At 71.6% G+C, this 23,589-nt stretch carries 22 protein-coding genes and 1 pseudogene; 12 read left to right on the top strand and 11 right to left on the bottom strand.

Annotation, left to right across the window (positions count from 1 at the left end; translation table 11 throughout):
* Nucleotides 1–54 precede the first annotated feature (54 nt).
* On the bottom strand, nt 55–753 hold the full coding sequence (locus tag RPQ07_RS03910) for a HemK2/MTQ2 family protein methyltransferase (protein ID WP_313942580.1): 699 nt from the start codon (nt 751–753) through the stop codon (nt 55–57).
* Nucleotides 754–1,034: 281 nt separating this feature from the next.
* Between RPQ07_RS03910 and RPQ07_RS03905 the strand changes: the two genes are divergently transcribed.
* Entirely contained in the window at nt 1,035–1,808 is a 774-nt protein-coding gene (locus RPQ07_RS03905; RefSeq protein ID WP_313942579.1) for a 2OG-Fe dioxygenase family protein, read from the top strand.
* 43 nt (nt 1,809–1,851) lie between these two features.
* On the opposite strand, the gene RPQ07_RS03900 is transcribed toward RPQ07_RS03905, so the two are convergent.
* The 3 genes from RPQ07_RS03900 to RPQ07_RS03890 all read right to left on the bottom strand — a co-directional run bounded on the left by RPQ07_RS03900 (nt 1,852) and on the right by RPQ07_RS03890 (nt 3,964).
* The gene (locus tag RPQ07_RS03900; protein ID WP_313942578.1) at nt 1,852–2,958 is read right to left on the bottom strand and encodes a glutamate--cysteine ligase; all 1,107 of its coding nucleotides are present in this window, start codon (nt 2,956–2,958) and stop codon (nt 1,852–1,854) included.
* Between the two features lie 97 nt (nt 2,959–3,055).
* Nucleotides 3,056–3,286 (bottom strand): DUF6296 family protein, encoded by a 231-nt coding sequence (locus tag RPQ07_RS03895; protein ID WP_313942577.1) that lies wholly within the window; start codon nt 3,284–3,286, stop codon nt 3,056–3,058.
* 63 nt (nt 3,287–3,349) lie between these two features.
* The gene (locus RPQ07_RS03890) at nt 3,350–3,964 is read right to left on the bottom strand and encodes a hypothetical protein (protein ID WP_313942576.1); all 615 of its coding nucleotides are present in this window, start codon (nt 3,962–3,964) and stop codon (nt 3,350–3,352) included.
* Nucleotides 3,965–4,053: 89 nt separating this feature from the next.
* Here RPQ07_RS03890 and RPQ07_RS03885 point away from each other — a divergent pair, with 89 nt between their 5' ends.
* A complete protein-coding gene (locus RPQ07_RS03885; protein WP_313942575.1) occupies nt 4,054–4,860 on the top strand; it encodes an alpha/beta hydrolase in 807 nt (268 codons plus the stop codon).
* 443 nt (nt 4,861–5,303) lie between these two features.
* On the opposite strand, the gene RPQ07_RS03880 is transcribed toward RPQ07_RS03885, so the two are convergent.
* Nucleotides 5,304–6,413, bottom strand: coding sequence for a serine hydrolase domain-containing protein (locus RPQ07_RS03880; RefSeq protein WP_313942574.1), 1,110 nt, complete (start codon nt 6,411–6,413; stop codon nt 5,304–5,306).
* A gap of 151 nt (nt 6,414–6,564) precedes the next feature.
* Between RPQ07_RS03880 and RPQ07_RS03875 the strand changes: the two genes are divergently transcribed.
* On the top strand, nt 6,565–6,744 hold the full coding sequence (locus RPQ07_RS03875) for a hypothetical protein (protein ID WP_313942573.1): 180 nt from the start codon (nt 6,565–6,567) through the stop codon (nt 6,742–6,744).
* Nucleotides 6,745–6,785: 41 nt separating this feature from the next.
* Here the strand turns inward: RPQ07_RS03875 and RPQ07_RS03870 are convergent, their stop codons facing one another.
* The 3 genes from RPQ07_RS03870 to RPQ07_RS03860 form a co-directional block, all read right to left on the bottom strand.
* Nucleotides 6,786–7,118, bottom strand: coding sequence for a hypothetical protein (locus tag RPQ07_RS03870; RefSeq protein ID WP_313942572.1), 333 nt, complete (start codon nt 7,116–7,118; stop codon nt 6,786–6,788).
* Between the two features lie 119 nt (nt 7,119–7,237).
* Nucleotides 7,238–8,494: a Tm-1-like ATP-binding domain-containing protein gene (locus RPQ07_RS03865; protein WP_313942571.1), complete on the bottom strand. Its 1,257-nt coding sequence runs from the start codon at nt 8,492–8,494 to the stop codon at nt 7,238–7,240.
* A gap of 432 nt (nt 8,495–8,926) precedes the next feature.
* Nucleotides 8,927–10,240, bottom strand: a complete 1,314-nt coding sequence (locus RPQ07_RS03860; protein ID WP_313942570.1) for a chloride channel protein — start codon at nt 10,238–10,240, stop codon at nt 8,927–8,929.
* 217 nt (nt 10,241–10,457) lie between these two features.
* Between RPQ07_RS03860 and RPQ07_RS03855 the strand changes: the two genes are divergently transcribed.
* On the top strand, nt 10,458–10,898 hold the full coding sequence (locus RPQ07_RS03855) for a hypothetical protein (RefSeq protein ID WP_313942569.1): 441 nt from the start codon (nt 10,458–10,460) through the stop codon (nt 10,896–10,898).
* 89 nt (nt 10,899–10,987) lie between these two features.
* Here RPQ07_RS03855 and RPQ07_RS03850 read toward each other — a convergent pair.
* Nucleotides 10,988–11,853, bottom strand: a pseudogene (locus tag RPQ07_RS03850) ((2Fe-2S)-binding protein).
* A gap of 141 nt (nt 11,854–11,994) precedes the next feature.
* On the opposite strand from RPQ07_RS03850, the gene RPQ07_RS03845 reads away from it, so the two are divergent.
* The 7 genes from RPQ07_RS03845 to RPQ07_RS03815 all read left to right on the top strand — a co-directional run bounded on the left by RPQ07_RS03845 (nt 11,995) and on the right by RPQ07_RS03815 (nt 20,875).
* Nucleotides 11,995–13,200 carry an ATP-grasp domain-containing protein gene (locus tag RPQ07_RS03845; protein ID WP_313948773.1) on the top strand — a complete coding sequence of 402 codons (1,206 nt, stop codon included), beginning with the start codon at nt 11,995–11,997 and terminating at the stop codon, nt 13,198–13,200.
* Complete coding sequence (locus RPQ07_RS03840; protein WP_313942568.1) at nt 13,197–14,975, top strand: IucA/IucC family protein; 1,779 nt, start codon at nt 13,197–13,199, stop codon at nt 14,973–14,975. The genes RPQ07_RS03845 and RPQ07_RS03840 overlap by 4 nt, the downstream gene beginning before the upstream one ends.
* 6 nt (nt 14,976–14,981) lie before the next feature.
* A complete protein-coding gene (locus RPQ07_RS03835; RefSeq protein ID WP_313942567.1) occupies nt 14,982–16,739 on the top strand; it encodes an IucA/IucC family protein in 1,758 nt (585 codons plus the stop codon).
* Nucleotides 16,736–17,998 (top strand): type III PLP-dependent enzyme, encoded by a 1,263-nt coding sequence (locus tag RPQ07_RS03830; protein WP_313942566.1) that lies wholly within the window; start codon nt 16,736–16,738, stop codon nt 17,996–17,998. Before RPQ07_RS03835 ends, RPQ07_RS03830 begins: the two co-directional genes overlap by 4 nt.
* Before the next feature lie 75 nt (nt 17,999–18,073).
* On the top strand, nt 18,074–19,060 hold the full coding sequence (locus RPQ07_RS03825) for a D-cysteine desulfhydrase family protein (protein ID WP_313942565.1): 987 nt from the start codon (nt 18,074–18,076) through the stop codon (nt 19,058–19,060).
* 55 nt (nt 19,061–19,115) lie between these two features.
* Nucleotides 19,116–19,712 carry a gamma carbonic anhydrase family protein gene (locus tag RPQ07_RS03820; protein ID WP_313942564.1) on the top strand — a complete coding sequence of 199 codons (597 nt, stop codon included), beginning with the start codon at nt 19,116–19,118 and terminating at the stop codon, nt 19,710–19,712.
* A gap of 158 nt (nt 19,713–19,870) precedes the next feature.
* Nucleotides 19,871–20,875, top strand: a complete 1,005-nt coding sequence (locus RPQ07_RS03815) for an alpha/beta hydrolase family esterase (RefSeq protein WP_313942563.1) — start codon at nt 19,871–19,873, stop codon at nt 20,873–20,875.
* A gap of 151 nt (nt 20,876–21,026) precedes the next feature.
* On the opposite strand, the gene RPQ07_RS03810 is transcribed toward RPQ07_RS03815, so the two are convergent.
* Entirely contained in the window at nt 21,027–21,413 is a 387-nt protein-coding gene (locus RPQ07_RS03810) for a helix-turn-helix domain-containing protein (RefSeq protein ID WP_313942562.1), read from the bottom strand.
* A gap of 127 nt (nt 21,414–21,540) precedes the next feature.
* Here RPQ07_RS03810 and RPQ07_RS03805 point away from each other — a divergent pair, with 127 nt between their 5' ends.
* Nucleotides 21,541–21,957, top strand: a complete 417-nt coding sequence (locus RPQ07_RS03805) for an STAS domain-containing protein (RefSeq protein WP_313942561.1) — start codon at nt 21,541–21,543, stop codon at nt 21,955–21,957.
* Between the two features lie 15 nt (nt 21,958–21,972).
* On the opposite strand, the gene RPQ07_RS03800 is transcribed toward RPQ07_RS03805, so the two are convergent.
* A complete protein-coding gene (locus tag RPQ07_RS03800; RefSeq protein WP_313942560.1) occupies nt 21,973–23,334 on the bottom strand; it encodes an MBL fold metallo-hydrolase in 1,362 nt (453 codons plus the stop codon).
* Nucleotides 23,335–23,589 lie beyond the last annotated feature (255 nt).

Here is a 23,589-nt window from a genome sequence, read left to right as displayed (position 1 = left end):
TCCTGTCGGCGGGCCGTTCCGCCCTCGACGGCTGTCCGGGGGTCTGCACGGCTGTCACTTCCCGGCCTCCTCGGCGCGCTCCGCACGAATCACCACGAGCTCTTCCTTCTCCTCACCGGGCCCGATCAGCCCCTGTATCTCCAGCCACTTCCTTCGCGAACTCAGCACCGGTCCGAAGGGCACATAGCGGCGGTCCTCCACCGTCGCGCGCAGACCGGCCCGGCTCAGGCGCTCCAGGGTCGGCGGCACACCGCACAGGCCGGAATGCACCAGCAGCAGCACACCTCCTGGCCGCAGCACGCCCGCCGCGCCGTCGCAGATCCGGTCCACCAGCGCCCGACCGCTGTGTCCGGCGTCCCAGGCGAGCGAGGGCCCTCGGCGAGGCAGCCCCGGCTCGGGCGCCGGTACGTACGGCGGATTGCTGAGGACGACATCGAACCGGCGGTGCGCGACGGGCTCCAGCAGGTCGCCGCGCAGCACCTGGACCCGTAGCCCGGCGAGGGCCGCGTTGACACGGGTGGTCACCACGGCCCGCCGGGCACGGTCGACGGCGGTCACCCTCGCTCCGCGCCGAGCGGCGGCCAGGGCCAGGGCACCCGTTCCGGTCCCGACGTCCAGCACGTCAGCACCCGGTGCCAGCGGGAGGCGCCCCAGGGCGTCCGCAAGGAGGAAGGTGTCCTCCTGGGGTGCGTACACGCGCGGTGGCACCCATACGCGGCACCCCAGACCGGTTCCGTCCACAAGGCCGAGCATCCACAATCACCTCTGCAATTCGGGAGCCCTGACTCGGTGCCGCGCGGTACGGACGGTCATGGGCGGGTTCACCGCGTGGTGGCTGCTGTGTCCCAACCTCCGGATCTCTCACGGTGCCCGTGTGCCCAGTGAGACGGACTCCTCACCGCCGAAGGGGACATTTCACATAAGCGAGGAGGTCGTCGCAGGTCAGGGAGTTTCCCGGGTGATTGTTAGGTGCGGTCCGGCGGGGTATTCGCAGAGGCACACGCTCTGCTCCCCGGGAGGAAGGCAGGCACCTCATGGACCACGTCGTCGACGTTTCCGGACGCACCCCCCTCGCTCCCTCGTTCGATCCCGCGGCTGCCGCCGGGCAGGCGCTGACGACCACCGGCGCGCATCTGATGCCCGCGGCCGCCACGATGGCCTGCCTGGGCGTCGATGTGGACCAGTGGCGGCGGTTCACCACCCACTGGGAATCCTTGACGGCGGACCCGTACGCCTCCGAGCGGGGCACCCGCAGGCTGCGCCGGTACGGGCACTTCGTCTTTTCCGCACCGAGAAGGTGTTTTCACCTGCTGCCGCCCGCCGCCTTCGTGCAGCCGGAGAGCAGCAATCCGCTCTATGTCGATGTCGACCGCCGATTCGATCCCCTGACCAGCTCCTTCGTCGCCGATCCCGTGGTGGGTTCCCTGCTGCGGATGCTGGGCCGGCTGGCGACGGGCCTGGACGACAGCGAGCGGTGGGACGTGAAGGTGCACCCCTTCCGGGTCATCGCGTCCGGCGAAGCCGCGGGGCTGCCCACTCCCGAGGGACTGCACCGGGACGGGGTCACCCTCGTCTCGTCGCTCATGGTGGGCCGGCGCAACGCCACGGGAGGGGAGAGCGAGGTCCGGGACATGGACGGAAACCGGCTGCTGGCCACGACCCTCGACGAACCGGGGACACTGCTGCTCGGTGACGACCGGCGCACGCTGCACGGAGTGTCGCCCGTCCGGCCGCTGGACCCGCACACCCAGGCGCGCCGGGACGTCCTGGTGGTGACATACGCGCCACGTCGTGGCACGACGGGCTGAGCGGGCCTGGGACCGGACCGACCCCGGGCGTCGGTCCCGTGGGTCAGCGGGCGGTCGCGGCCACCAGATCGTCCACGACAGCCTTGAGCCCGCCACGCTCGCGGGCCGCCCTCTGGCGTTCCGCACCGGAGCCACGCGTCGCGAGCCGCCGCAGGAACGCCGTCACCGTGTCGAGGTCACCCTGCTCATCGAGGGCGGGACGGACGAACGCCACCAGGCGTTCGGCCTGCACCGCCGAGGGGAGAATCCCGCCGCCCAGCGCGTCGACGCCGCTGCCGGCCCAGCCGTCCCGCGCGGCCCGCCAGTACGCGGCCCGCAACACCTCACCGCACACACGAGGCCCCAGATCGCCGTGGGCCACCCGCGCTGCCGCGGTCACCACCAGCGCCCTGACGAGGAGCGTCAGGGCCACGGTGTCCTCGATGTCCGGCAGGACGTCCATCGCCCGGACCTCGAGCGTCGGAAGGCGCGGATTGGGCCGGATGTCCCAGAACGGAGTCGCGGCGTCCAGCATCGCCTCGGTCTCCTCCATGGCGGTGGCCAGACGCTCGTGGTCATCGAGCGACTCGGCGTACGGAGGCGGGCCGAGGCACGGGAACCGCCCCCGGATCACCGAGCGCCAGCCGGCATAGCCCGTGTCGTGGCCTTGATGGAAGGGGGAGTTGGAACTCATCGCCACCAGAAGCGGCAGCCACGGCCGAAGGTGGTTGCCGACGAGGACGCTCGCCTCCCGGTCCGGCAGATGCACATGGACATGCACGGCGCAGACGGCGAAGTCGTCGAGCATGGCCCGGTACTGGTCCACCCCCGCCCGGTAGCGCCAGTGGTCACCGACCTCCGCGGGATCGGTGCGCCCCACGACCGGTGTGCCCGAGGCGCAGAGCCGCAGGCCCTCCTTCTCGGCAGCGGAGCAGAGCGCGGCGCGCATCCCGGTCAGCGCGTTGCGCAGGTCCGAGGACCGCACGCACGGCTCGGTCCTGCCCTCGACCTGATAGCGCGTGAACTCGCCGGTGACGCTCTCGCCCACCGCCGTGCGGGCGCGCGCCACGACTCGGGGGCCGGCGGCTTCGACGGCCCGGGTGAGGGGGTCGACGAGGAGGTACTCCTCCTCCACCCCCACCGTCGGGCCCTGGTCGCCGAAGGACGTCACGACACCCCCTGTCCGCCGGCTTCGCTCGCTGCTGCCGGTCTCTCCCGGATTCCACGACAGAGCAGATACATACCCCGGGGCACCCCGGCCCCGGAGCTCACGACCCAAGAGAGCGCACGGTCACCGGCATGCCGGGCGCCTGATGGCCCCCGCTGGCCAGCATGCGCACCTCGCCGCGGTCGCTGATCTCGGCGCGCACGATGCCGGTGTCGTCCTCGTACACGGGGGAGCCGCTCGCTCCCGCTCTCTCGGTACGCCGGACGATCACCACATCGTCCTCGACAGTGGACGCGCGAAATACCAGTTCATAGCTGTCCGGGTAGCTCATGGAGACTCCTGACACACGGGCGCAGAGCCGGGACCTGCGCTTTCCATCGTGACCCAGGTCCGGTCAGGGCGCCTCAGGAGCGGGCGGTGCCGGCCGTCCGCCGGGGCGCAGGGCTGCCAGCGCGGCACGGCCGCGAGGGGAGAGCCGGTATCCGACGTCCAGGCTCTCGGTGAGCCCCAGTTCCTTCAGCTTGCGGACGTCCGCCTTGAAGGGAAGCCGCTCGCGGCCGACGCGGGGTGCGAGTTCGGCGGAGTTCGTCGCCGGATGGTCGGCGATCAGGGCCAGCACCCGGAGCGTCCACGCGCCGTGCCGGGAGGCCGCGTCCAGCCGGTCCAGCCGTCGGCGCAGCTCGGCCAGCGCCGTGTCGTCGAGGGCGTCGTCGCGGCGCAGCTGCTCGCGCGGATCGGCGCCGGCGTGCCGCACCTCCATGCGGTACGGCGTTCCCTCGCGCCCAGTCAGGAACGACAGAAGGGAGTCCAGCGACGGTGAGCCGGCCCGCCGGGCATCCTGCTCGGAGAGCGTGTCCAGCCCGACCGGCTCGACGGACAGCACCTCGACGAGGCCGACAGCCGTACGCATCCGGGTCCCGGCCCGCACCCGCGGCGCCCGCCAGGTACGGAACGCCAGATCGACCCGGCCCTCCACGATCCCGTCCAGCACGGCACGGGGAATGAGCACGACGCACCTCCGTCTCTTTTCCGCCGCCGGTTCTGCCGCCTTCGCTGTCCATCCTCTGATCCCTCTGCCCGCGGTGCATGCTGGTGGGCATGGCCGACCTTCTCGCGATATCGGGCGACGGCGTCCCGGTCACCGCACTCGACGAGGGCGAAGGACCCACCCTGCTGGTGGTCCACCCGGGCGGCGGCCCCGCCGTCTCCTGGAACGGCGTGACGGCCCGCCTGGCCGACAGCTTCCGGGTGGTCCGCGTCAACCGGCGCATCTATGTCTCACCGCGGTCCACTCCTCCCCTGCAGCACTCCCTGCGGACGGAGACGGCGGACGTGCTCGCCATCGCGGGTCTCCTGGGCGGACCTCTGATCCTGGTCGGCCACTCCTCCGGCGCGGTGGTCGCCCTCGAGACCGCCCTGCGCTCGCCGGCCCTCTTCGCCGGGGTGATCGCCTACGAGCCCCCGATGCCGACCCGCTCCCCGGCGGCCGGAGAGGCGGGCCACCGCGCCCGTGCCGCGCTCGACGCGTCCGACCCCGCCGGAGCGATGCGCATCCATCTGCGCGACATCGCCGGGATGCCGGCCGAGTCGGTCGACGCGATGCTCGCCGACGGGCCGACCCGGGACGCGCTCGCCGCGTACGCCTCCGCCCAGATCACCGACAACGAGGCGATCGACGCTCTCGGCGTGGGCATCGACCGCTACCGGTACCTGTCGCTGCCGACCACCCTGATCCGGGGCGACCGCAGCCCGGCGCATCTGCACGAGCGCGTGTCCGACCTGGCGGCGACGCTCCCGAACGCCCACGTGATCACCCTCCACGGCCAGGGCCACACGGCACACCGGGACGCGCCGGAAGTGCTGGCGGTGGCGATCTCGGAGGCGGCGGGGGAGGTGCTGAGGTGATGGGGCCCGCGTGATGTGTCAGGCGGATTGTTCCGATGCCGTCGGCTCGCGATTCCGCCGGCCTGAGGGCGTCGGCGTGCGCCCGCTGAGCCTCCGTGCACCGGCGGCGGTCGCGTCCAGCGACTTCGCCAACCCCTTTCGGCGCTGTGGGATTTCACGCTCCCATGGTTCCAATCTCAATAGGGCTCTGTCGGTGTGTCAGGTCTTCGTGCCGGTGTACCTGGGTGACCGCAGTGGCGAAACCCTGCGCCAGGACGTTCTGACCGAGATGGGGAAGCGATTGCGCGAGGGGCACCCGGCGGCCTCCGCTCTGTTCGCCTGGCTCCCGACGAGTCCGGAGATCGAACCTCAGCCCGTCTGACCGCGGGCTCGCTGCTGCGCGAGCGGGGAACATGGGGCGGCAAGGAGCGCCGATCCGCACCGACGCCCCTCTCACCCACCTGTCAGCCCTTCGTCAGCCCCTCGTTCACCAGCCCGATCAGATCCGTCGCCGCGCTGAAGTCCATCGTCAGCCTGTTCTTCGTCATCGCGAACGCGATCCCCGTCTCCGTGTCCCCGTACGCGAAGCTCCCTCCCGCACCACCCATCGCGAAGGCGCTGCGGGTCGTCTCCTCCATCCCGGGAAGGCCCAGGGCGTAGCCCAGGCCCCACGAGGCATCGTTGCCGAAGACCTGGTCCACCCCGCTCGCCGCCGGTGCGGTCACCTCACGCAGGCGTTCCGGGGAGATCAGCGCGACGCCGGGGACGTCGCCCAGCAGTGCGGCGTACATACGGGCCATCGCGCGGGCAGATGTCTTGCCACCCGCGGGGATGTCGGCGGAGAGGACGTCGGTGCGGTTGCCGAGTTCGGCCGTCGGGAACAGGGACAGCGGGCCCGCCTTGAGCATCGGCAGATCCTCCGGCATACCCGCCATCATGTCGGCCGCGCCCTCCTGGTCCTCCAGCCGGGCCAGTCGGCCGTGTTCACTCGCGGGCATGCCGAAGTACAGCTCGTCGGCGACGCCCAGCGGGCCGGTGACCTCTTCGCGGAGGACCTGGGAGATGGGGCGGCCCGTGGCCCGGCGGACGACCTCGCCGAGGATGTAGCCGAAGGTGTAGGCGTGGTACCCGACGGCCGTACCCGGCTCCCACCACAGTTCGGCGTCGGCGATCTTCGCGCAGATCCGGTCCCAGTCGCAGATGTCCTCGGCGGTGGTGTCGAGCGGCAGGCCGGGGACTCCGGCCGAGTGCGTCAGGACCTGCCGCACCGTCACGTTCTCCTTGCCGTGAGCCGCGAACTCGGGCCACAGGTCGGCCACGGGAGTGTCGTAGCCGAAGGTGCCGCGCTCGACGAGCACATGGACCACGGTCGAGGTGGCCGCTTTGCCGATGGAGAAGTTGTAGAAGACGGTCGCCGGGGTCACCGCCTGCCCGGTGGCGGGATCGGCGATGCCGGCAACCGCGTCCACGAGCAGCTCGCCGTGCCGGAGGACGGAGACTTGCACACCGCGCTCGGCCCCCGATTCCACGAGCTGGTCGATGCTCTGCTGTACCTGCTTCTGAATGTCGCTCACCACGGCTCCTCACAGCCTGATCCGGTCGTGAGGGGTGACTGCTCGGCGGGGCGAAACTCATCGCTGCGTGCCGCGCCGGTTCGCACCGTACGAGGTCACAGCGGGGACCTACCGTCCGGATGTGTGTTCGCCGCGAGCGATAAGGTGCAGCATGAGCACCTACAGCCTTCCGGAGATCACCCGCACCGAGTGCACCAGGTGCGGGACCGAGGTGCGGGGCATCAACGGCAGGTACGCGTGCCCGAACTGCGAATGGGTCAACCACTGGAGCGACGGGCACAACCAGCTGCCGAGCGCCGAGGCCGACCCCGACTGCCCCCGTCCGCGGTAGGCGCCGACCCCGACTGCGCCGGCCCTCGGTAGGGCGGTGCCCTACCGGGCCGACCGGTGGTCCTGCTCGCCCGCCAGCTCGCCCTGGACGAACGGATCAGCCACGGGGTCGTAGGCGCCGGCGTGGTCCGCCAGGGCCTCTACGATGCGCTCCCACTCCTCGATCTCCGCATGGACGCGTACGGCATCGGCCGCATCGTCGAACGCGTCCCTCTTCGCGGCGTGCTGCGCGGCTTCGAGTGCTGCCTTCGCCTCGTGATGCGTCATACCGGCGGCACGCTGCCGGGCAGCCGTCCAGCCCGCCTTCTCCGCGGGAGAGGGCATCTCGGACGCCGGCTCCGAGGCGGTGCGGGCCTGGTCCTGCTGCGTGCTCATCCGGATTCCTCACGGTCGTGGGGCACATGGTGCCCGGCTCTGGGTGTGGCCTGAGGGACGATATCCGCGGTACGCCCCTTCATGCGCGGCGCCGGTCCCCGGCAAGTCGGCGGTGGTCGTCAACCTGCCGCGCGGGACGCCTCCGCGCCGATCATGCCGTGGAGCCGATCGGCCGCCGCCCGCCCGAACGCGGGGTCGTTCAGATGCGTGTCGACGGTACGCAGCTCCACGGCCGAGCCGCCGAGACCCGCCGACAGTTCCGCGACGAGCGCGGCATCGGCGTGGGGGTCGTGATACGGCCCCGTGGCGACCCCGAGCGTCGACAGCCCGCGCAGCGGAGCGAGAACCGCCGTCGGCCCCGTCGCCGTCCGCAGTTTCGCGGCCATGAGACGCCCGAGCTCCGCGCACTCCGTCACGGTGGTGCGGATGACGGTGATGGACGAGTTGTGCACGTGGACATGACGGTCGCGGAACCGGCGGGGAAGGCTGTCCAGCGGCCCGAACTTCACCATGTCCAGGGCCCCCAGGCTGACCACCTGAGGCACACCGGCCCGCCCCGCGGCCTCCAGCCGGTCGGGTCCGGCCGTGAGGATGCCGCCGACCAGCTCGTCGGCGAGTTCGCAGGTGGTGAGGTCCAGTACACCCGCGAACAGCCCCTGGCCCGCCAGCGTCTCCAGTGACCGGCCACCCGCTCCACTGGCGTGGAACACCAGCACCTCGTAGCCGAGCCGGGTCAGCCGCTCGCGTGCCGCGTCGACTCCGGGGGTCGTCACGCCCGCCATGGATGCCGCGATCAGCGGCCTGCCTTGGGCGCGCAGATCCGCCGCCCTGATGGCCCGCGGTGAGCGGGCGAAGCCCTCGGCCATTCCGGCGACGGCGTCGGCGGCGTTGGCGAGCAGCGGCGCCGAGATCCGGTTGACGCCCGCGATGTCGACGACGCTGTACATCATGGTGATGTCGCAGGCGCCCACGTACGGGGCCACATTGCCCGAAGCCATGGACGAGACCATCACCTTGGGCACGCCGAGCGGCAGTGCCCGCATCACCTGGGTGGCCATGGAGGTGCCGCCGCTGCCGCCGAGAGCCAGTACGCCGTGCAGCCGGCCGCTGTCGTACAGATCCACGACGATGTGCGTGGCTCCGCGCGCCATCGTGGCAACGGCCCGGCCGCGGTCCAGGGCCCGGACGTCGGCGAGTTCGGTGCCCGCGGCCCGCGCCACGTCGGCGCCGTGGACGTCCGGATGCACCCGGGGTGTTCCGGACGCACTGGTGTCGACGAGGACCGTCTCGATTCCCCGCCGGTGCAGATGGTCCCGCAGCAGGCCGTACTCCGTACCTTTGGTGTCCAGCGTCCCCACCAGCGCAACGATCGCCATGACAGGCCATCCTCATGCCCGCCCGGTCGCCCGACAAGGCGCACAGGCACCGCGCACGGAACACCCGGGGGCGCGACGGGGACGCGGGGTCGAACAACCCGGGCCCGACCAACTGTGGGCACACACCAGGATTCGTGGCCGCCGCCCCGACCTCGGGTTGCGGACACCTCTCCGCCCGTGGCCCGCAGTTCGCGGGTGAGGAAACCGAATTCCCTTGCCTCGGTCCGGCCCAGGATCTCCTCGCTGCTGCCGGGGCCGGATGGCTCAGGATCAGCCGGGTCGGCAGGCTCGCGGCGAACGCGCCGAGCACGGTGTTCCAGCCCGAACACCACCGACAGGCTTCGGCCCGAACCGCCCACCGCACCGAAGGCGAGTCGGTCCCGGCCCGTCGTGAGGCTCACAGGACGACGCGGGCCCACGGCGGCCGCCGGCTCAGCTGCTCGGCTGCCTGATCCGCTCGACGATTTCGGCGGTGATGAAGCCGACCACCGCACAGAGCACGATGAGTGGCGCCTGGTTGTGCGCGTCGTGGCCGAGAAGGAGTACCGCGAGCACGGAGCTGGTGACCGGGAGCCGCGTGACGACGGCCGTCGCGGTGGCCACGCCGAGCGCCAGTCCCGCTGTCGTACCGAGCCCGGGCAGGCCCGAGGCGGCGATGCCCGCCGCCGCCCCCATCAGCACGGCGGGGAAGATGGGTCCGCCGCGCAGACTGCCGAGGCAGATACCCCAGGCCAGGCCCTTGAAGAGGACGAGCAGGATCAGCGCGGAGACGGCGAACGTGTGCGGTTGCCCTGCCACGACGGCGAGTGTCGCCTGGCCCGACAACGCGGCCTCGGCCGGTGAACGCCCGGTGGTCAGCGCGTACGCCGCGATGCAGACGCCCACGGCCACGGCGCACAGCACCGTGCGCAGGGCCGTGTGCTTCTGCGTCCAGGCCGCGGTGAGGTGTCCGAGCTGGTGCATCGTCGAGACGACCACGCCGATCAGCACCGCCAGGGGGATTCCCCACAGGAAGTCCGCCGCGTCCGGGGTGACGTCGGGCGGCACCTCGGGCAGGGACAGTGCCCCGATCGACAGACCCGTCCACTGCCCGAAGCCGGTGAAGACCAGAGCGCCCGCGCCACTGGCCACCAGACAGGGCAGCAGCAGGACGAAGAGCTGCGCACCTCCCATGCCGGCCGCCTCCAGCACCAGCACGGCGGCCACCACGGGTCCACCGAGGATGGTGGAGATCGCGGCGGTCGAACCCGCGGTGCCGAGGACCAGGGCGGCTTTCGGCTCCGCAGCCCTCTTGGACCGGCGCAGTGCGAGCAGGGCGAGGCCGCTGCCCAGCGCCATCAGGGGAGCCTCCGGCCCGAGGACGATGCCGAGTGGCAGCGTGGCGACGGCTGCGAGGACGACACCCGGCAGATCCTTCGGTCCGAGCATCGGTCCGCCGAGTCCGTGGGCGGGCACATGGCCGCCCGTGCCCGGAAAGCGGGTGATGATCGGCATCGCCAGGAGCCCTGCCAGCAGCAGTGACGGCAGGGGCCACCACCACGGCGGCTGGTCATAACCGACCGTCTCGGGCAGGACTTCCCACACCTGGTGCTGGAGCTCGTGCTGGAGGCTGACGAGACAGAACGAGGCGAAGGCGATCACCACGCCGGCGACGACGGACAGCAGCAGGAGCTTGAGGTAACCGCGGGTGAGGATCATCTCGTGCAGTGGGGGAGTGGGCGGTGCCTCGGCCGGTGGCGTGGTCATGCGGCTCCTCCGGACGCACGGGCGGGACGGGGCGGACTCGCCCGCGCTGGATGCTTATCGTGGAGGCGGGCTCTCGGAGGCGCGGTACGCGCCGTCCCTACACGGAAAGGGTCCCGCCTCACCCGAACGGACGCACCCGAATGGCGGCGCCGTGTGCGGCGACGGAGGCTCGAAGCCCCGTCCGCTACCGGCGTGCGGGACGACGAAGGGTTGGCCCATGAGCCAGCAAACTCACCCGGCCGGCGCGAGGTCGTCGGCGACCGGGACGAACAGCGGCTGGGTGGAGGGCGGAGTCGTCTTCGCCGGCGTGCTGTTGGTGTGCAACGGTGTGCTCGCGATCCTCCAGGGCATCGCGGCCATTGCCACGGACGACGTGTACGACGCCGTCGGCACCTACGTGTACCGGATCAGCCTCACCGGCTGGGGCTGGATCCACCTCATCCTCGGCGTGTTCGCCCTGCTCGCGGGCGCCGGGGTGTTGCGGGGTGCGGCGTGGGCCCGCTATGTGGGCATTCTGCTGGCAGCCCTCAGCCTCGTGTTCCAGTTCCTCTTCCTGCCGTATGCGCCCGTGTGGTCGGTGATCATGATCGCGATCGATGTCTTCGTGATCTGGGCGCTGGCTTCCTACCACTCGTCGCGCAGCTCGCACGCGACCTGAGTGACGGCCCCGACGCACAGGGCGGAACGCATCCGGGGCGGACCCACCCGTCGTCTCCCGACGGGTGGGTCCGCCGTCGTGCGATCCGCTCAGCCGGCCGCCGTCTCGGCCTCGATCCGCCGCAGCCGCTCGCTGTCGCACGTCCTGGGACAGGTGCCGCACGCCTCCGCGGGCCGGATCGTGTAGTAGAGGCAGCAGCCGAGGCGTGTGCGCGTGGGGTGCGAGCGGCCGTCGCGGTCCGTCAGCCGGCGGAAGTCGGCACCTCCAGGTACGGCGCCACGGGCCCCGGGAGCACTTCCCCGGCCTCCCGCACGCCGCGTTCCTCGTCGCCGGCCGACCTGCCGAGGTACCAGATCCCGGACACCAGGTCGTCCCCGACCATGCCCCACAGGGCGCGTGGTCCGCGCCGTATCCGCGGGGCGATCGCGGTCAGCAGCGGGCCCACATGGTCGGCCACGGCCCGGCGCAACTCGTCCCGCAGCGCGCCGGCGTGGGGCAGGACGCGTACGCCGGGCAGTCCGGCGGCGGGATCGTCGGGCAGGCACGAGAAGCCGCCGGGGACCACGGCGTAGGCATCTGCCGTACGGCTGACGCGGACGTCCGCGGGGCGGATACGCGGGACGCGCCGCTCCAGGTACCAGGGGCCGCTCATCAGCAGGCAGACGGACCAGAGGTAGCCGTGCAGTGCGCGGGAGGCGATGACATCGGGGCGCGCGGTGTGCCCGTACCGCTCCCGGACGCGCGCCGCCTCTGCGTCGAGGAAGGCGTCCAGGAGCTCGGGACGGTGGGCCAGTTCGGCGCCGTCGATCCAGCCCTGTCCGGCCGGTGAGAACGGTTCCGCGACGTTGACGTGCAGTGCCTGGCACAGGGCGGTGAGCCGTCGGTAGTCCGATGCGAGCAGGGTGGAGCAGCTCGGGGCAGCTCCGGCCGGTGCCCATGCCGGGGCCAGGATCACAGGTACTCCTCAGCGCTGAACATGAGTGAGGGGGTAAGGGAAGCCTCACCTTAACCACAAGTTCCTGAGGCTCGGTCACCCGGGGCCACGACACGGCGAATTGGCACTATTAGGGATGCCTAACCTAAGCTCCGGGTGGTGATCCAGACGTACCTCCTCGCCCTCAATCCGACCGACTCGGTCTCCGAGGGCTTCCTTCCCGCCGCACGCCGGCTCGGACTCCATGTCACTCTGCTGACGGATCAACCGGAGGCGCACCGGGCACGCCATCCCGACGTCGAGGTACTGGCCTGCGACGTCCGCGACCACCACGCCGTCATCAGCGCGATCTCGGAACGCAGCCGGTCGGAGGCCGGCCGCGCCCCCGCGGCGGTGTTCAGCAACAGCGATCACCTCCAGACCCAGACCGCGCTGGCCGCGGACTACTTCGGTCTGCCGGGCAAGAGCTGGCACACCACGCTCCGCACCAAGGACAAGGCGCTCATGCGGCGCCACCTGGCAGCCGCGGGCGCCGACACCGTACGCTCGGCCGAGCTCGCCCCGGGTCAGGACCCCACCGAAACACTCGGCGACATGCCCTTCCCCTGTGTGGTGAAACCGCGTGAGGGCGTGGCGAGCGAGGACGTGTTCTGCGTCGAGAACGCCGAGGAGCTGGCCCGGCGCTGCGACCAGATCCGTGCGCGCAGACCGGGCGCGGCACTGGTCGTCGAGGAGTATCTGGAGGGGGAGCTGCACACCCTGGAAACCCTGGGCGACGGTGAGCGGCTCCACGTCCTCGGCGGATTCCGCACCGAGTTGTCCCCGCTCCCGTACTTCATCGAGGAGCGCATGTCCTTCGTCGCCTCCCGGCCACCGTCCGTGGAGGACCAGGTGCTCCGTCAACTGGGCGCACTGGGTGTGGGTTTCGGAGCCTGCCACACCGAGTTCGTGGTGGACGACGGCCGTGTGCGGCTGATCGAGGTCAACTACCGGGCCATCGGCGACCAGTGCGATCTCCTGCTGGCCGAACTGCTCGGCATCCCGCTCTTCGAGCACATCCTGCGGACGCACCTGGGCGAGGCACTGCCCGCGGACCTCGGGGCGCGCACCGACGGGGCCGCGCGGCTCGACTACCCCTGCGCCGATCGCGCCGGCACGCTCGCGGCCGCACCCGGGCCGGCCGACCTGACCGTCGGGGACGTGAAGCTGACCTACCGGCCCGTCCGCGAGGTCGGAGAGCGGCTCGAACTCCACCACACCAACCGGGACTTCCTCGGTATCGTCAGAGCCGTCGGCAGGCAACAGGAGTCCGTGGACCGGGTGGTGGCCGGCTTCCTCGCCCGGCAGAGCTGGGAGATCACGCCGTGACGGTCCAGGGCGCACCGGGCGCCGCCTCCGACGGCACACCGGGTGAGGGCGCCCTGGTGACGAGCGTCCTCAGCGCGCTGCTGCGGGAGGACGTCGTCGGACTGCGCACCCGTAGTACGGCACTGGAACAGGCGGACGGTACCTGGCTGCGACTGGCAACCGGGGATCACGACGCCCTCCTGATGCCCGTGTCCGCCGCCCGGCCCGGCTTCCAGTCCACGCTCGAAGCCCGCCTGCCCCTGCTGCGGCGTGAGTCCGACGGAGCGGAGCTGGCCGACACCGACAGCATCATGACCGCACTCGCCGGCCTGGCCGACCCGGTCGACCGCGACGGCTTCGACGCCTTCGCGACCGAATGCCGGCAGGCTCTGGCGGCGCTCCGACTGCACACCGCCACCGGCGACGAGGTGACCGCACAGCTCACCGACGCGTACGGCCCCGACCCGGCGCGCTGGACGGGCCTCGCCGCCGGACTCGCCTTCGACACGCCGGCCGCGCGCACCGACCACCCCGTGTATCCGACGGGACGGAGCCGATCCGGCCTCACCGAAGGCGAACTGCGGTCCTACGCACCCGAGTTCCATCAGCGGTTTCCGCTGCGCTGGCTGGCCGTACACCGGGACCGCCTCACCGCGCACGGTCCGACGGATCAACTCCCGTGGCCCACACCATCGTCACTCGGACTGCCGCCCGGACTCGACGACACGCATCAAGCCGTTCCCGTCCATCCGCTGACCGCGGGCGGCCCTCTGCGGCAGGCACTGCGCGACACCGGGCTCGACGCCCTTCTCGCCGAGACGCCGTACCTGGAGGCCCTGCCGACCCTGTCGATGCGCACCGTGGCACTCACCGCACACCCCGGCATCCATCTCAAGCTGCCCCTGGCCACCGCCACGCTCGGGCGGCTCAACCGTCGCACCATCAAGCCCGGCACCCTCATCGACGGAGCGGCGACAGGGCGCCTCCTGGAGACCGTGATCGGGCGCACTCCCCGCTTCCGGGACACCGTCCTGCTCGCGGACGAGTCGACGTTCGTCCACGCCGGCCACGAGCTGCTCGCCGTACTCGTACGCCGTTACCCGTCCGGGCTCGACGAGACGACCGTGGTGCCGATGGCCGCGCTGCTCGGCACGTCCCCGGGCGGCGGGCTCGTCATCGACCGGCTCGCCGACCGGTTCTACACCGGCGATCCGGTCGCACTCCTCGACGCCGTCCTCACCCTTCTCCTCGACTGGCAGACCACGCTGTTCGGACATGGCATCGCCCTCGAATCCCACGGGCAGAACATCTCGCTGCTGCTCGACCGCAACAGCGGCCGCACCCGGCTGAGGCTGCTGTTCAAGGACAACGACGGCCCTCGCGTCAACGCGGCCCGGATGCGGGCATCGCTGGGCCAGGACGCCCCGGCCCGGGAGGAGTTCGACGACCCCAGAATCTTCACGGACAGCGACGAACCGGTCCTGGACCTGTTCACCACCATCACCGTCCATCTGTGTGCGGGCGCCTACGCCTTCGGTCTCGCCCGGCACGGGCGCGCACCGCTCGACGCCCTGCTCACTCTCGTCCGTGAACGCCTGGCCGAAGCATGCGAGCGCCTCGGCACCGGTCCCGGCCAACCAGGAGCCGTTCTGCGCGCCCATGTCCTCGACGCGACGGACCTGCCCGTCAAGGCGATGGTCACGGCAGGCACACTTCTGTCCAAGGACAGATCGGGGGCGTCGGACATCAACAAGCACTACAGCACGGGCCCCAACTATCTGCTGCGGGGAGCGTGACCTGCGATGACGAGCATCACCCCGGACCGTCCCGCCCATTCGGCCGAGCCGCCGAGCGAACTTCCCTCGGCCGAGGAGGCCGTGGCGCACACCCTCCTCAACTGCCTGCTGCGGGAGGTGTCGGGCCCCGAGCATCAGACGGCGGTCATCGACGGCCGCCTGCTGCTGAGGCTGCCGCGACGCGGTGTACTGCTCCGTGTGGCAGTGCGCCGGACGTCGCTCATCGGCGCCCATCGCTTCACCGGACCGGTCACCGAGGAGAGCGGCACGGGCTGGTCCCCCGTCGGCTGGCGGCGGCTCGCCGAATACGTGCAGTCCGAACTGTCCCTGCGCACCGGCGCGTCCAACGACGAGTTCCTGGATCAGATGGCCGCCGGTCACCGCGGAGTCGCCGCCGCGCTCTCCGCCCGCGTCCCCCGCACGCGGGCGCCGCACGGTGACCCGCTCGCCACCTACCTCGCCTCCGAACAGTCGCTCGTCCTCGGCCATCGCTTCCACCCCACACCGAAGGCGCACAGCGGCGACCCGGGGGCCTGGGCCTCCTTCGCCCCGGAGACCGGCGGGTCCTTCCCGCTGCGTCTGCTGGCCGTCCGGAGCCATCTGATCGCGCAGGAGTGCGCCGAACCCGGCGCCACCGACCCGCTGGACCGTCTGGGAGCCGTCCCCGAGGGGTACCGGCTGCTCCCTGCCCACCCGTGGCAGTACGACCAACTCGCCGCACGTCCCGCTCTGCGCGCGGCGCTCGGACGGGGCGACATTCTCGATCTCGGCACCGGAGAACGGCAGTTCACCCCGACGGCCTCGGTGCGCACCCTGTACGACGGTGACACGTTCCTGAAGTTCAGTCTCAACATCCGCATCACCAACTGCGTGCGCAAGAACGCCCATTACGAACTCTCCGGCGCGGTGGCCCTCACCCGGCTCCTCGGCCCCGTGTTCGGCGATCTCGCCGCGCGATTCCCGGGATCGGGCATGCTCCGGGAACCGGCCTACCGCAGCATCGCCCTGCGCGGCCCGGACGGCTCCGCCGACCGCGCGCTGCTGGAGGGCTTCGGCGTCATCGTCCGCGAAGGGCTCGGACGCCGGCTGCGGCCCGGTGTCACGCCCCTGCTCGCCGCCGCTGTCGCCGACGAATATCCGTCCGGTCCCGGCCATGTCTCCGGCCTGTCCGCCGCCACGGACCCCACGGCCGCCCTCGCCTGGTGGCGTGACTATCTGCGGCTGCTCGTCCCACCCGTCCTGGCCGCCTACTTCGACCACGGGGTCGTCCTCGAACCCCATCTGCAGAACGTGGTGGTCGCAGTGGACACCGACGGCAGGCCCGCCCAGATCCTCTTCCGTGACCTGGAGGGGACCAAGCTGGTGCCCGAGCACCACGCCCGCACGCTCGCCGCCCTGCCCGCCGAGGTCGCCGGGCCCCTCACCTACGACGCCCGGCGCGGCTGGGACCGTGTCGTCTACTGCCTGATCGTCAATCACATCGCGGAGATGCTCGCCGCACTCGCCGATCTGCATCCGCAGACCGAGGCCGCCCTGTGGTCGCTCGTCCGGCGCACGCTCACGGAGTACGCCGACGAGCACGGGTGCCCGCCCCGGCTGAGCGCCCTGCTGGCGGGCGTACCGCTGCCCGCCAAGGCGAATCTGCTCGCCCGCTGGGAGCGTGCCGCCGACCGCGACGCCGGCTATGTCCGGCTGCCCTCGCCCCTCGCCGAGGACGTGCTGTCCGAGGCGACCCGGGCCGACGCCCACCGGAGTTCCCGATGACCCTGCTGACCGACGCCGTACGCGACCTCGCGCTGTCGCTTCCCGCCGACCGGCTGCCGGCCTATGTGTACGACCTCGACGCACTGCGCGAGCACGCGGCCTTCGTGCGGTCGGTCCTGCCGGAACGCGTTGAGCTGTACTACGCGGCCAAGGCCAATCCGGAAGCGGAGATCCTGGCCGCTCTCGCGCCGTACACGGACGGCTTCGAGGTCTCCTCCGGCGGTGAACTCGCCCATGTCGCGAAGGCAGTCCCGGGGCACGCGCTCGCTTTCGGCGGGCCCGGCAAGACCGCCGCGGAGATCGAATCCGCCCTGCTGCTCGGGGTGGAGCGGTTCCATGTCGAGAGCGCCTACGAACTCCGTATGCTCGCGGACCTCGCCGAACGACTGGTTCCTCGGGTCCGCATCGGCGTCCTGCTCCGCTTCAACCTGCCGGTTCCCTCGGACTACCTGGAGTCGAGCGCCCTGGCGATGGGCGGCAGGGCCGCGCCGTTCGGGATCGACCCGTCGCAGGCCGAGGGCCTGGTCCGGCAGTTGACCGACGGCAGCTTCCCGCAACTCGAACTCCTCGGTGTGCATGCCCATTTGGCCAGCGGCCTGACTGCGCAGCCCCAGCTCGCGGTCACCGAGTCCGTCGTCGACTGGGCAGCGGAGCTCGCCGCGCGTCACCGCGTCGCCCTGCGGGAGGTCAACGTGGGCGGTGGGATGACCGTCGACTACGCCGACCCGGACGCCCGGTTCGACTGGGCCGCCTTCGGTGCCGGTCTCGCCCGCATCGCCGACGACCACCCCGGCCTCGTGCTGCGCATCGAACCGGGCCGTGCCCTCACCGCCTACTGCGGCTGGTACGCCACCGACGTGCTGGACGTGAAGCACAGCCACGGTGAGGACTTCGCGGTCGTGCGCGGCGGGACCCACCATCTGCGCACCCCTGCCACCAAGGGGCACGACCAGCCGTGCGCCGTCCTGTCCGTCGACACCTGGCCGCACCCCTGGCCACGGGCTGCGGTGGGCGGTGGCCCGGTCACCTTCGTGGGTCAGCTCTGTACGCCGAAGGACGTCCTGGCGCGCGGGGTGCCCACGGCAGGACTGCGGTCGGGCGACCGGGTGGTGTTCGCGCTGGCCGGGGCGTACGCGTGGAACATCTCGCACCACGATTTCCTGATGCATCCCCGGCCGGGCTTTCACTTCCTGGGCACCGCCGCGGTTCCCCCGCGTGCGCCGGGAGCCGCCGAGCCGTCGGCCGGCGTGCGCGGGTAGATTTCCGGCGGGGGCGGGTCGCGTACGCACCGACCGCTCGGCCGCCCGCCGAGGCGGTCCATCACTTTTGAGGAGATGGTGACGGTGGTCGCCGAGGAATCGGATCCGCAGCGGGTGACACTGGGGACCTGGCCGACGCCGCTGGAGCCCGCACCGCGGCTGGCCCGCGCTCTGGGTCTCGGCGACGGTGACCTCCTGGTCAAGCGCGACGATCTCATCGGGCTCGGAGGCGGCGGCAACAAGGTCCGCAAGCTCGAATGGACCTGCGGCGCGGCGCTGGCCGCCGGTGCCACCGTCCTGGTGACCACCGGAGCGCCGCAGAGCAACCACGCACGGCTGACCGCGGCCGCCGGGGCGCGGCTCGGGCTCGATGTCGTCCTGGTGCTGGCCGGGACGCCCGACTCGTCGGCCTCGGGGAACCTGGCGCTCGACGGCCTCTTCGGCGCTCGCGTCGTATGGGCCGGTGACGCCGACGCACGGCAGCTCGCCGCCACGGCCGACGAGGTGGTCGAGCGTCTGCGGAAGGACGGAGCGGTTCCCTCGCTCATCCCGTTCGGCGGATCCAGTGTGCTCGGAGCGCGCGGCTATGCCCTCTGCGGACAGGAACTCCTCGCCCAGGCGCCGGGGTTGTCCCATGTCGTTGTCGCTGCCGGCTCCGGCGGCACCATGGCGGGCCTCGTCGGCGCGCTCGGTGTCGACCGGGTGCTCGGCATCCACGTCGGCGCGGTCGCGGACCCGGCCGCCACCGTCGCCGGACTGGTCTCCGGTCTCGCCGAGAGCCCGTGCGATCCGGCCGCATTCCGTATGCGTACCGACCAGGTGGGCGCCGGCTACAGCACGCTGACGGAACCGGTGATGGCCGCGCTGACGCTGGCGGGCCGCACCGAGGGGCTGGTGCTGGACCCGATCTACACCGGCCGGGCGATGGCCGGGCTGGTCGCGGCGGTCGAGGACGGCGACATCGTCCCCGGGCAGCGGACGGTGTTCCTGCACACCGGTGGGATGCCGGGCCTCTTCGGCCACGCGGCGACCATCGCCCGGGCGGAAGCGGAACTCGGCTGAGCGCCGCGGTCGACGGTCCGGCCCGATCCGAACGGACAGCCCTTAGGCTCGACGCATGCTGTACGAGCACCGCGGCAGACGGCCCGTCGTCCCTGAGTCCGCCTATGTCGCGCCCTCCGCCGTCCTGTGCGGAGCGGTCGTCCTGGGCGAGCGGGCACGTGTTCTTCACGGTGCCGTTCTCACCGCCGAGGACGGCGACGTACGCATCGGCGCGGACGTGGTGGTGATGGAGAACGCCCTGGTCCGCGGACGGGCCGAGCATCCGGCCGTCATCGGCGACGCGGTCCTGATCGGCCCGCACGCCCACATCAACGGAGCGGTCGTCGAGGACGAGGTCTTCGTGGCCACGGGCGTCTCGATGTTCCCCGGCTCCGTGGCCGGCGCAGGGTCCGAGCTGAGGATCAACAGCGTTCTCCAGGTCAACTCGCGGCTCCTGCCCGCGACGGTCCTGCCGATCGGGTGGATCGCGGTCGGTGATCCGGCCGAACTGTTCTCACCGGACCGGCACGACGAACTGTGGGAGGTCCAGCGCGGGCTCGACTTCCCGGGAACGGTCTACGGGCTGCCGCGCGGCACCTCGATGCGTGAGGTGATGGCGCGTCAGTCCCGCTTCTACGGCGCCCATATGGACGACCGTCGCGTCGACGACTGACGGCGTCCCCGCCCCGCGTCGGTGCCTGGGCGCCGATCCGCCGAGAACAGAAAGAACTCAAGCTGTACGGCGGTCGGCATGTCGTCGAAAGTCTCCTCCACCACGTCGACTTCACCAGCCACGTCCGCACCCGCGGACCGATGCGGAGGACATGACGCATGCTCGCGATCAGCAGACACCTGAGGTTTGCACGAGCCGCCGCGACTGCCACGGCACTCACCGCACTGGGAGTGCCCGCTCTCCCCGGGGCCGCACACGCGGCACCCGGCCAGGCACCGAACCAGGTGCCGTACACGACCTCGTACCGGGCGCCGGACCGGCTCGACGAGCCGGTCAGGACCACCGGTTGCCGCACGGCACCCGTGGTGCCGCCCGGTGTCACGACCGCGCAGGAGATGGAGTCCGGGGGTGTGGCCCGTACCTACACCGTCCATCTGCCGAAGCGCTACGACCCCCGGCGCAGCTACCCGGTGGTCCTCTCCTTCCACGGTCACAAGCGCACATCGCAGTGGCAGGAGGAGCTCTCCGGCTTCTCGGCCCTGGACACGATCGCGGTCTACCCGCAGGGCCTGATCGGTACCGACGGGGAGTCCGCCTGGCAGGGCGCACCGTATTCCGCCCCGGTGGACGACGTCCGCTTCACCAGCGACCTTCTCGACCGGCTGCAGCGGCAGTTCTGCGTGGACAACAAGCGCATCTACGCTGCCGGAAAGTCGAACGGGGGCGGCTTCGTCGGCGTCCTGGCGTGCCGCATGCCCGGTCGGATCGCCGCCTTCGCCCCGGTGGCCGGCGCGTACTACCCGCAGGGCGGACCGTGCGGACCGTCCCGCCCCACCTCGGTGATCGCTTTCCACGGCACGGCCGACGCGACCATTCCGTACGAGGGGAACCCGGCCAAGGGGCTTCCCGCGCTGCCCGACTGGCTCGCGGACCGGGCCGAACGCAACGGATGCCGGCCGGAAGCGAAGTCCTCCCGTCCCCACCCGCAGGTGGAGGTCCAGCGCTGGACCGGCTGCGACAAGTCGTCGCGCCTCGTGCACTACCGCGTCGAAGGTGCCGGGCATGTATGGCCCAGCACCGGCCCCAACAATGATTCGAGCACGCCCACGGTGATCGACGCGACGCCCGTGATCTGGAAGTTCTTCCGGGGCAGCACGCTGTAGCGCTGACCGGTACTGGTCGGTGAGGCGCACGGACGGGGCGGTACGGGACGCCGCCCCGTCCGTGCGCGACCGGCGGGGCAGTCCCTATGGCGCTTCTTCAGGAGCAGCCGACGACGCTCGGCTCAGGTCACTCGCACCCCGTGAGGCCGCTTCAGGACATTCGTCCGTCCGCGTCGACGGACTCCTGCCGACCGCTCTCGGGCTGGGCCCCATCACTCGCACCGCTGTCGTCACCGGCCAGGTGCGGGGGTGTCGCCAGGATGTCCAGCAAGGGGGCGATGTCCCTGTGTTCCTCCGCGGGATGCCGAAACCGGCCACCTCGCATCTCGTACTTGTTCCGCCGGCCCTCACGGGTGCGCGAGAGATAGCCGGCCTCCTCGAGATCGGCGATCACGGCCTGGACGGTCCGCTCGGTCAGCTGCAGTGCCACGGCGAGATCGCGAATCCGGGCCCACGGATCGCGGGAGATGGCCGAAAGCACGCGCGCATGGCTGGTGAGAAAGGTCCATGTGCTGCGGGGCCCCGGTGCTTGTTCCATGGGCTCATCGTACGACGCGCCATGCATGTTTCCCAGTACATGAAATGAGATTCCGGTATCTCTTGACGTGTGTTTGTGAACGGCTCACCATGAGTCACGAGAGCATTCCGTTCGAGGGAGTGGACCGATGGCATCCCCTTCCAGCAGCTACGGGGACCAGGCGCCGGACCGGCACGGCAGCGGTCCGGCCTGCGACAGCCGCCTCGCGGTCACCGTGACCACGGGTGAGAGCGGCCGTTCCCGAGTGGTCGTCGTGGGCGAGATCGACCTCGAGGAAGCTCCGGCCTTCCGGGTGGCTCTCGACTCCGCCCTGGGCGCGGCCACTGGGCTGGACCTCGACCTCACCCGCGTCTCGTTCTGCGACTGCTCGTGCCTTCGCGTCCTCATGGAGATCCACTTCGCCGCGCTCGCGTCGGGCCGGACGGTCGCCGTGAGCGCGGCCAGCAGATGCGTGTGGCGGCTGCTCGACCTGACCGGTACCGGCGAGATGCTCACCGCGGCCGGGAGCGGCCCCCTGGCCGGCGCGGGCGAGGGCGGCCTCTGACCGCGGCCCCGGACGTCAGCCTGCGACCATCAGACCTGCCGACTCCGCAGCCTCCAGGTCGTCGTCGACGGTGACCACGTCACGCCCCGTCGCCTCCAGCAGGGAGGCCCCGATCGTGGCCCGCAGTCCGGTGGCGCAGTGCACCCACACCACCCCTGGCGGCACATCCGCCACGCGGCCTTGGAGTTCGTGGACCGGAATGTGGACCGACCCCTCGACGTGGCGGCCCGCCCGCTCGGAGTCGCGGCGCACATCGAGTACCACCGGCTCCTCGCCGCGCCCACGGGCCTGCGCGAGTGCGGCGAAGTCGGCGCGGGGGAGCAGTCGCAGCATCTCTCCCGTGCGGATCCATGAGCCCGGGTCCCCGGTGGCCGCGGCGACGGGGCGGTCGATGCCCACCCGCACGAGTTCCCGCTGTACCGCGGCCAGTTGCGCGGGGGACGCGGCCAGCAGCGTCACGGGTTTGCCGTCGGGGATCAGCCAGGCCAGATACGTGGCCGGCCGCCCCTCGGCCTCGATATTGAACGATCCACTCACATGCCCCTCGGAGAAGAGGGTGCGGCTGCGCACATCCACGACCCACTCGCCCGCGGCCAGCCGGGCGGCGACCTCGTCGGCATCGGCGACCGGGGGCGCGGTGAGATCCACCGGCGCGGGGCCGGCCGCATTGAGCGCGCCCACGCGCGCGTAGTACGCGGGAACGTCGTCCAGGCCGGCGAGGAGCTGCGACACGAAGGCGTCGGTGCCGAGAGCGAAGGCCTCGTTGTTCCGGCGCTCCTGGCCGATGGTGCCGGCTTCGTCCGTGGGCGGTGAGGAGGCGCAGAAACTGCCGAAGCCGTGGGTGGGCAGCACCTGGACGTCGTCGTGCAACGCGTCGGCGAGACGGTGTGCCGACGCGTGCTGGGCGCGCGCCAGCCGCTCGGTCAGCGCGGGTTCGACCAGATCGGGCCTGCCCACACCGCCGATCAGCAGCGACCCGCCGGTGAAGACGGCCACGTCGTGCCCGCCGTCGGCCAGGACGTACGACGTGTGGTGCGGGGTGTGCCCGGGGGTGGCGAGGGCCCGCACCGTGAGGTCCGGCTCCAGTGCGACCTCGTCGCCGTCGGCCACCGGCGTTCTCGGGAAGGTCACCCGGGCCTCGGCCGGGACCAGATACCGGGCGCCGGTCACCCTGGCCAGTTCGAGACCACCGGACACGGCGTCGTTGTGGAGGTGGGTCTCCGCGACGTACTCGATGCGAACACCGCGCACGGCCGCGGCGGCGAGTACCCGGTCGATGTCGCGGGGCGGGTCCACCACCAGAGCCGTGTCCGTGCCGCCGCACACATAGCCGCGGTTGCCCAGCCCCTCGGTCCCGAGGGTGTCGATGAAGAACATGAGGTCCCTTCCCTGTGCCGGCCTCGTGCTTCACGCGTGTACCCAGCGGATCGCCCGTACTCCGGGATGCCCCGTAGCGGTGCTACGCGCCGAAGGGGTAGCGGCGCTAACGAATCAGTGTTAGCGTCGCTACCGCAGAGGCGGGCAACGCCGCTACGGCAGCGGCGGGTCTCCGCACCCGGCGCTCGGCCCGGGCCGGTGTGCCGCAGACCGTCCGGAACCCGTCGTCCCGAGACACCGCTCAGAAGACAGGGA

Origin of the sequence: Streptomyces sp. AM8-1-1 (genome assembly GCF_032229325.1) — a bacterium.
Taxonomy (GTDB): Bacteria; Actinomycetota; Actinomycetes; order Streptomycetales; family Streptomycetaceae; genus Streptomyces; species Streptomyces achmelvichensis.
This window is presented reverse-complemented; position numbering and strand designations above follow the sequence as displayed.

Bases quoted from the DNA above. Each gene is read 5' to 3' on its own strand.
- RPQ07_RS03910 (WP_313942580.1), bottom strand. From the start codon at position 753: ATGCTCGGCCTTGTGGACGGAACCGGTCTGGGGTGCCGCGTATGGGTG.
- RPQ07_RS03905 (WP_313942579.1), top strand. From the start codon at position 1,035: ATGGACCACGTCGTCGACGTTTCCGGACGCACCCCCCTCGCTCCCTCG.
- RPQ07_RS03895 (WP_313942577.1), bottom strand. From the start codon at position 3,286: ATGAGCTACCCGGACAGCTATGAACTGGTATTTCGCGCGTCCACTGTC.
- RPQ07_RS03885 (WP_313942575.1), top strand. From the start codon at position 4,054: ATGGCCGACCTTCTCGCGATATCGGGCGACGGCGTCCCGGTCACCGCA.
- RPQ07_RS03875 (WP_313942573.1), top strand. From the start codon at position 6,565: ATGAGCACCTACAGCCTTCCGGAGATCACCCGCACCGAGTGCACCAGG.
- RPQ07_RS03870 (WP_313942572.1), bottom strand. From the start codon at position 7,118: ATGAGCACGCAGCAGGACCAGGCCCGCACCGCCTCGGAGCCGGCGTCC.
- RPQ07_RS03865 (WP_313942571.1), bottom strand. From the start codon at position 8,494: ATGGCGATCGTTGCGCTGGTGGGGACGCTGGACACCAAAGGTACGGAG.
- RPQ07_RS03860 (WP_313942570.1), bottom strand. From the start codon at position 10,240: ATGACCACGCCACCGGCCGAGGCACCGCCCACTCCCCCACTGCACGAG.
- RPQ07_RS03855 (WP_313942569.1), top strand. From the start codon at position 10,458: ATGAGCCAGCAAACTCACCCGGCCGGCGCGAGGTCGTCGGCGACCGGG.
- RPQ07_RS03835 (WP_313942567.1), top strand. From the start codon at position 14,982: ATGACGAGCATCACCCCGGACCGTCCCGCCCATTCGGCCGAGCCGCCG.
- RPQ07_RS03830 (WP_313942566.1), top strand. From the start codon at position 16,736: ATGACCCTGCTGACCGACGCCGTACGCGACCTCGCGCTGTCGCTTCCC.
- RPQ07_RS03825 (WP_313942565.1), top strand. From the start codon at position 18,074: ATGGTGACGGTGGTCGCCGAGGAATCGGATCCGCAGCGGGTGACACTG.
- RPQ07_RS03820 (WP_313942564.1), top strand. From the start codon at position 19,116: ATGCTGTACGAGCACCGCGGCAGACGGCCCGTCGTCCCTGAGTCCGCC.
- RPQ07_RS03815 (WP_313942563.1), top strand. From the start codon at position 19,871: ATGCTCGCGATCAGCAGACACCTGAGGTTTGCACGAGCCGCCGCGACT.
- RPQ07_RS03810 (WP_313942562.1), bottom strand. From the start codon at position 21,413: ATGGAACAAGCACCGGGGCCCCGCAGCACATGGACCTTTCTCACCAGC.
- RPQ07_RS03805 (WP_313942561.1), top strand. From the start codon at position 21,541: ATGGCATCCCCTTCCAGCAGCTACGGGGACCAGGCGCCGGACCGGCAC.
- RPQ07_RS03800 (WP_313942560.1), bottom strand. From the start codon at position 23,334: ATGTTCTTCATCGACACCCTCGGGACCGAGGGGCTGGGCAACCGCGGC.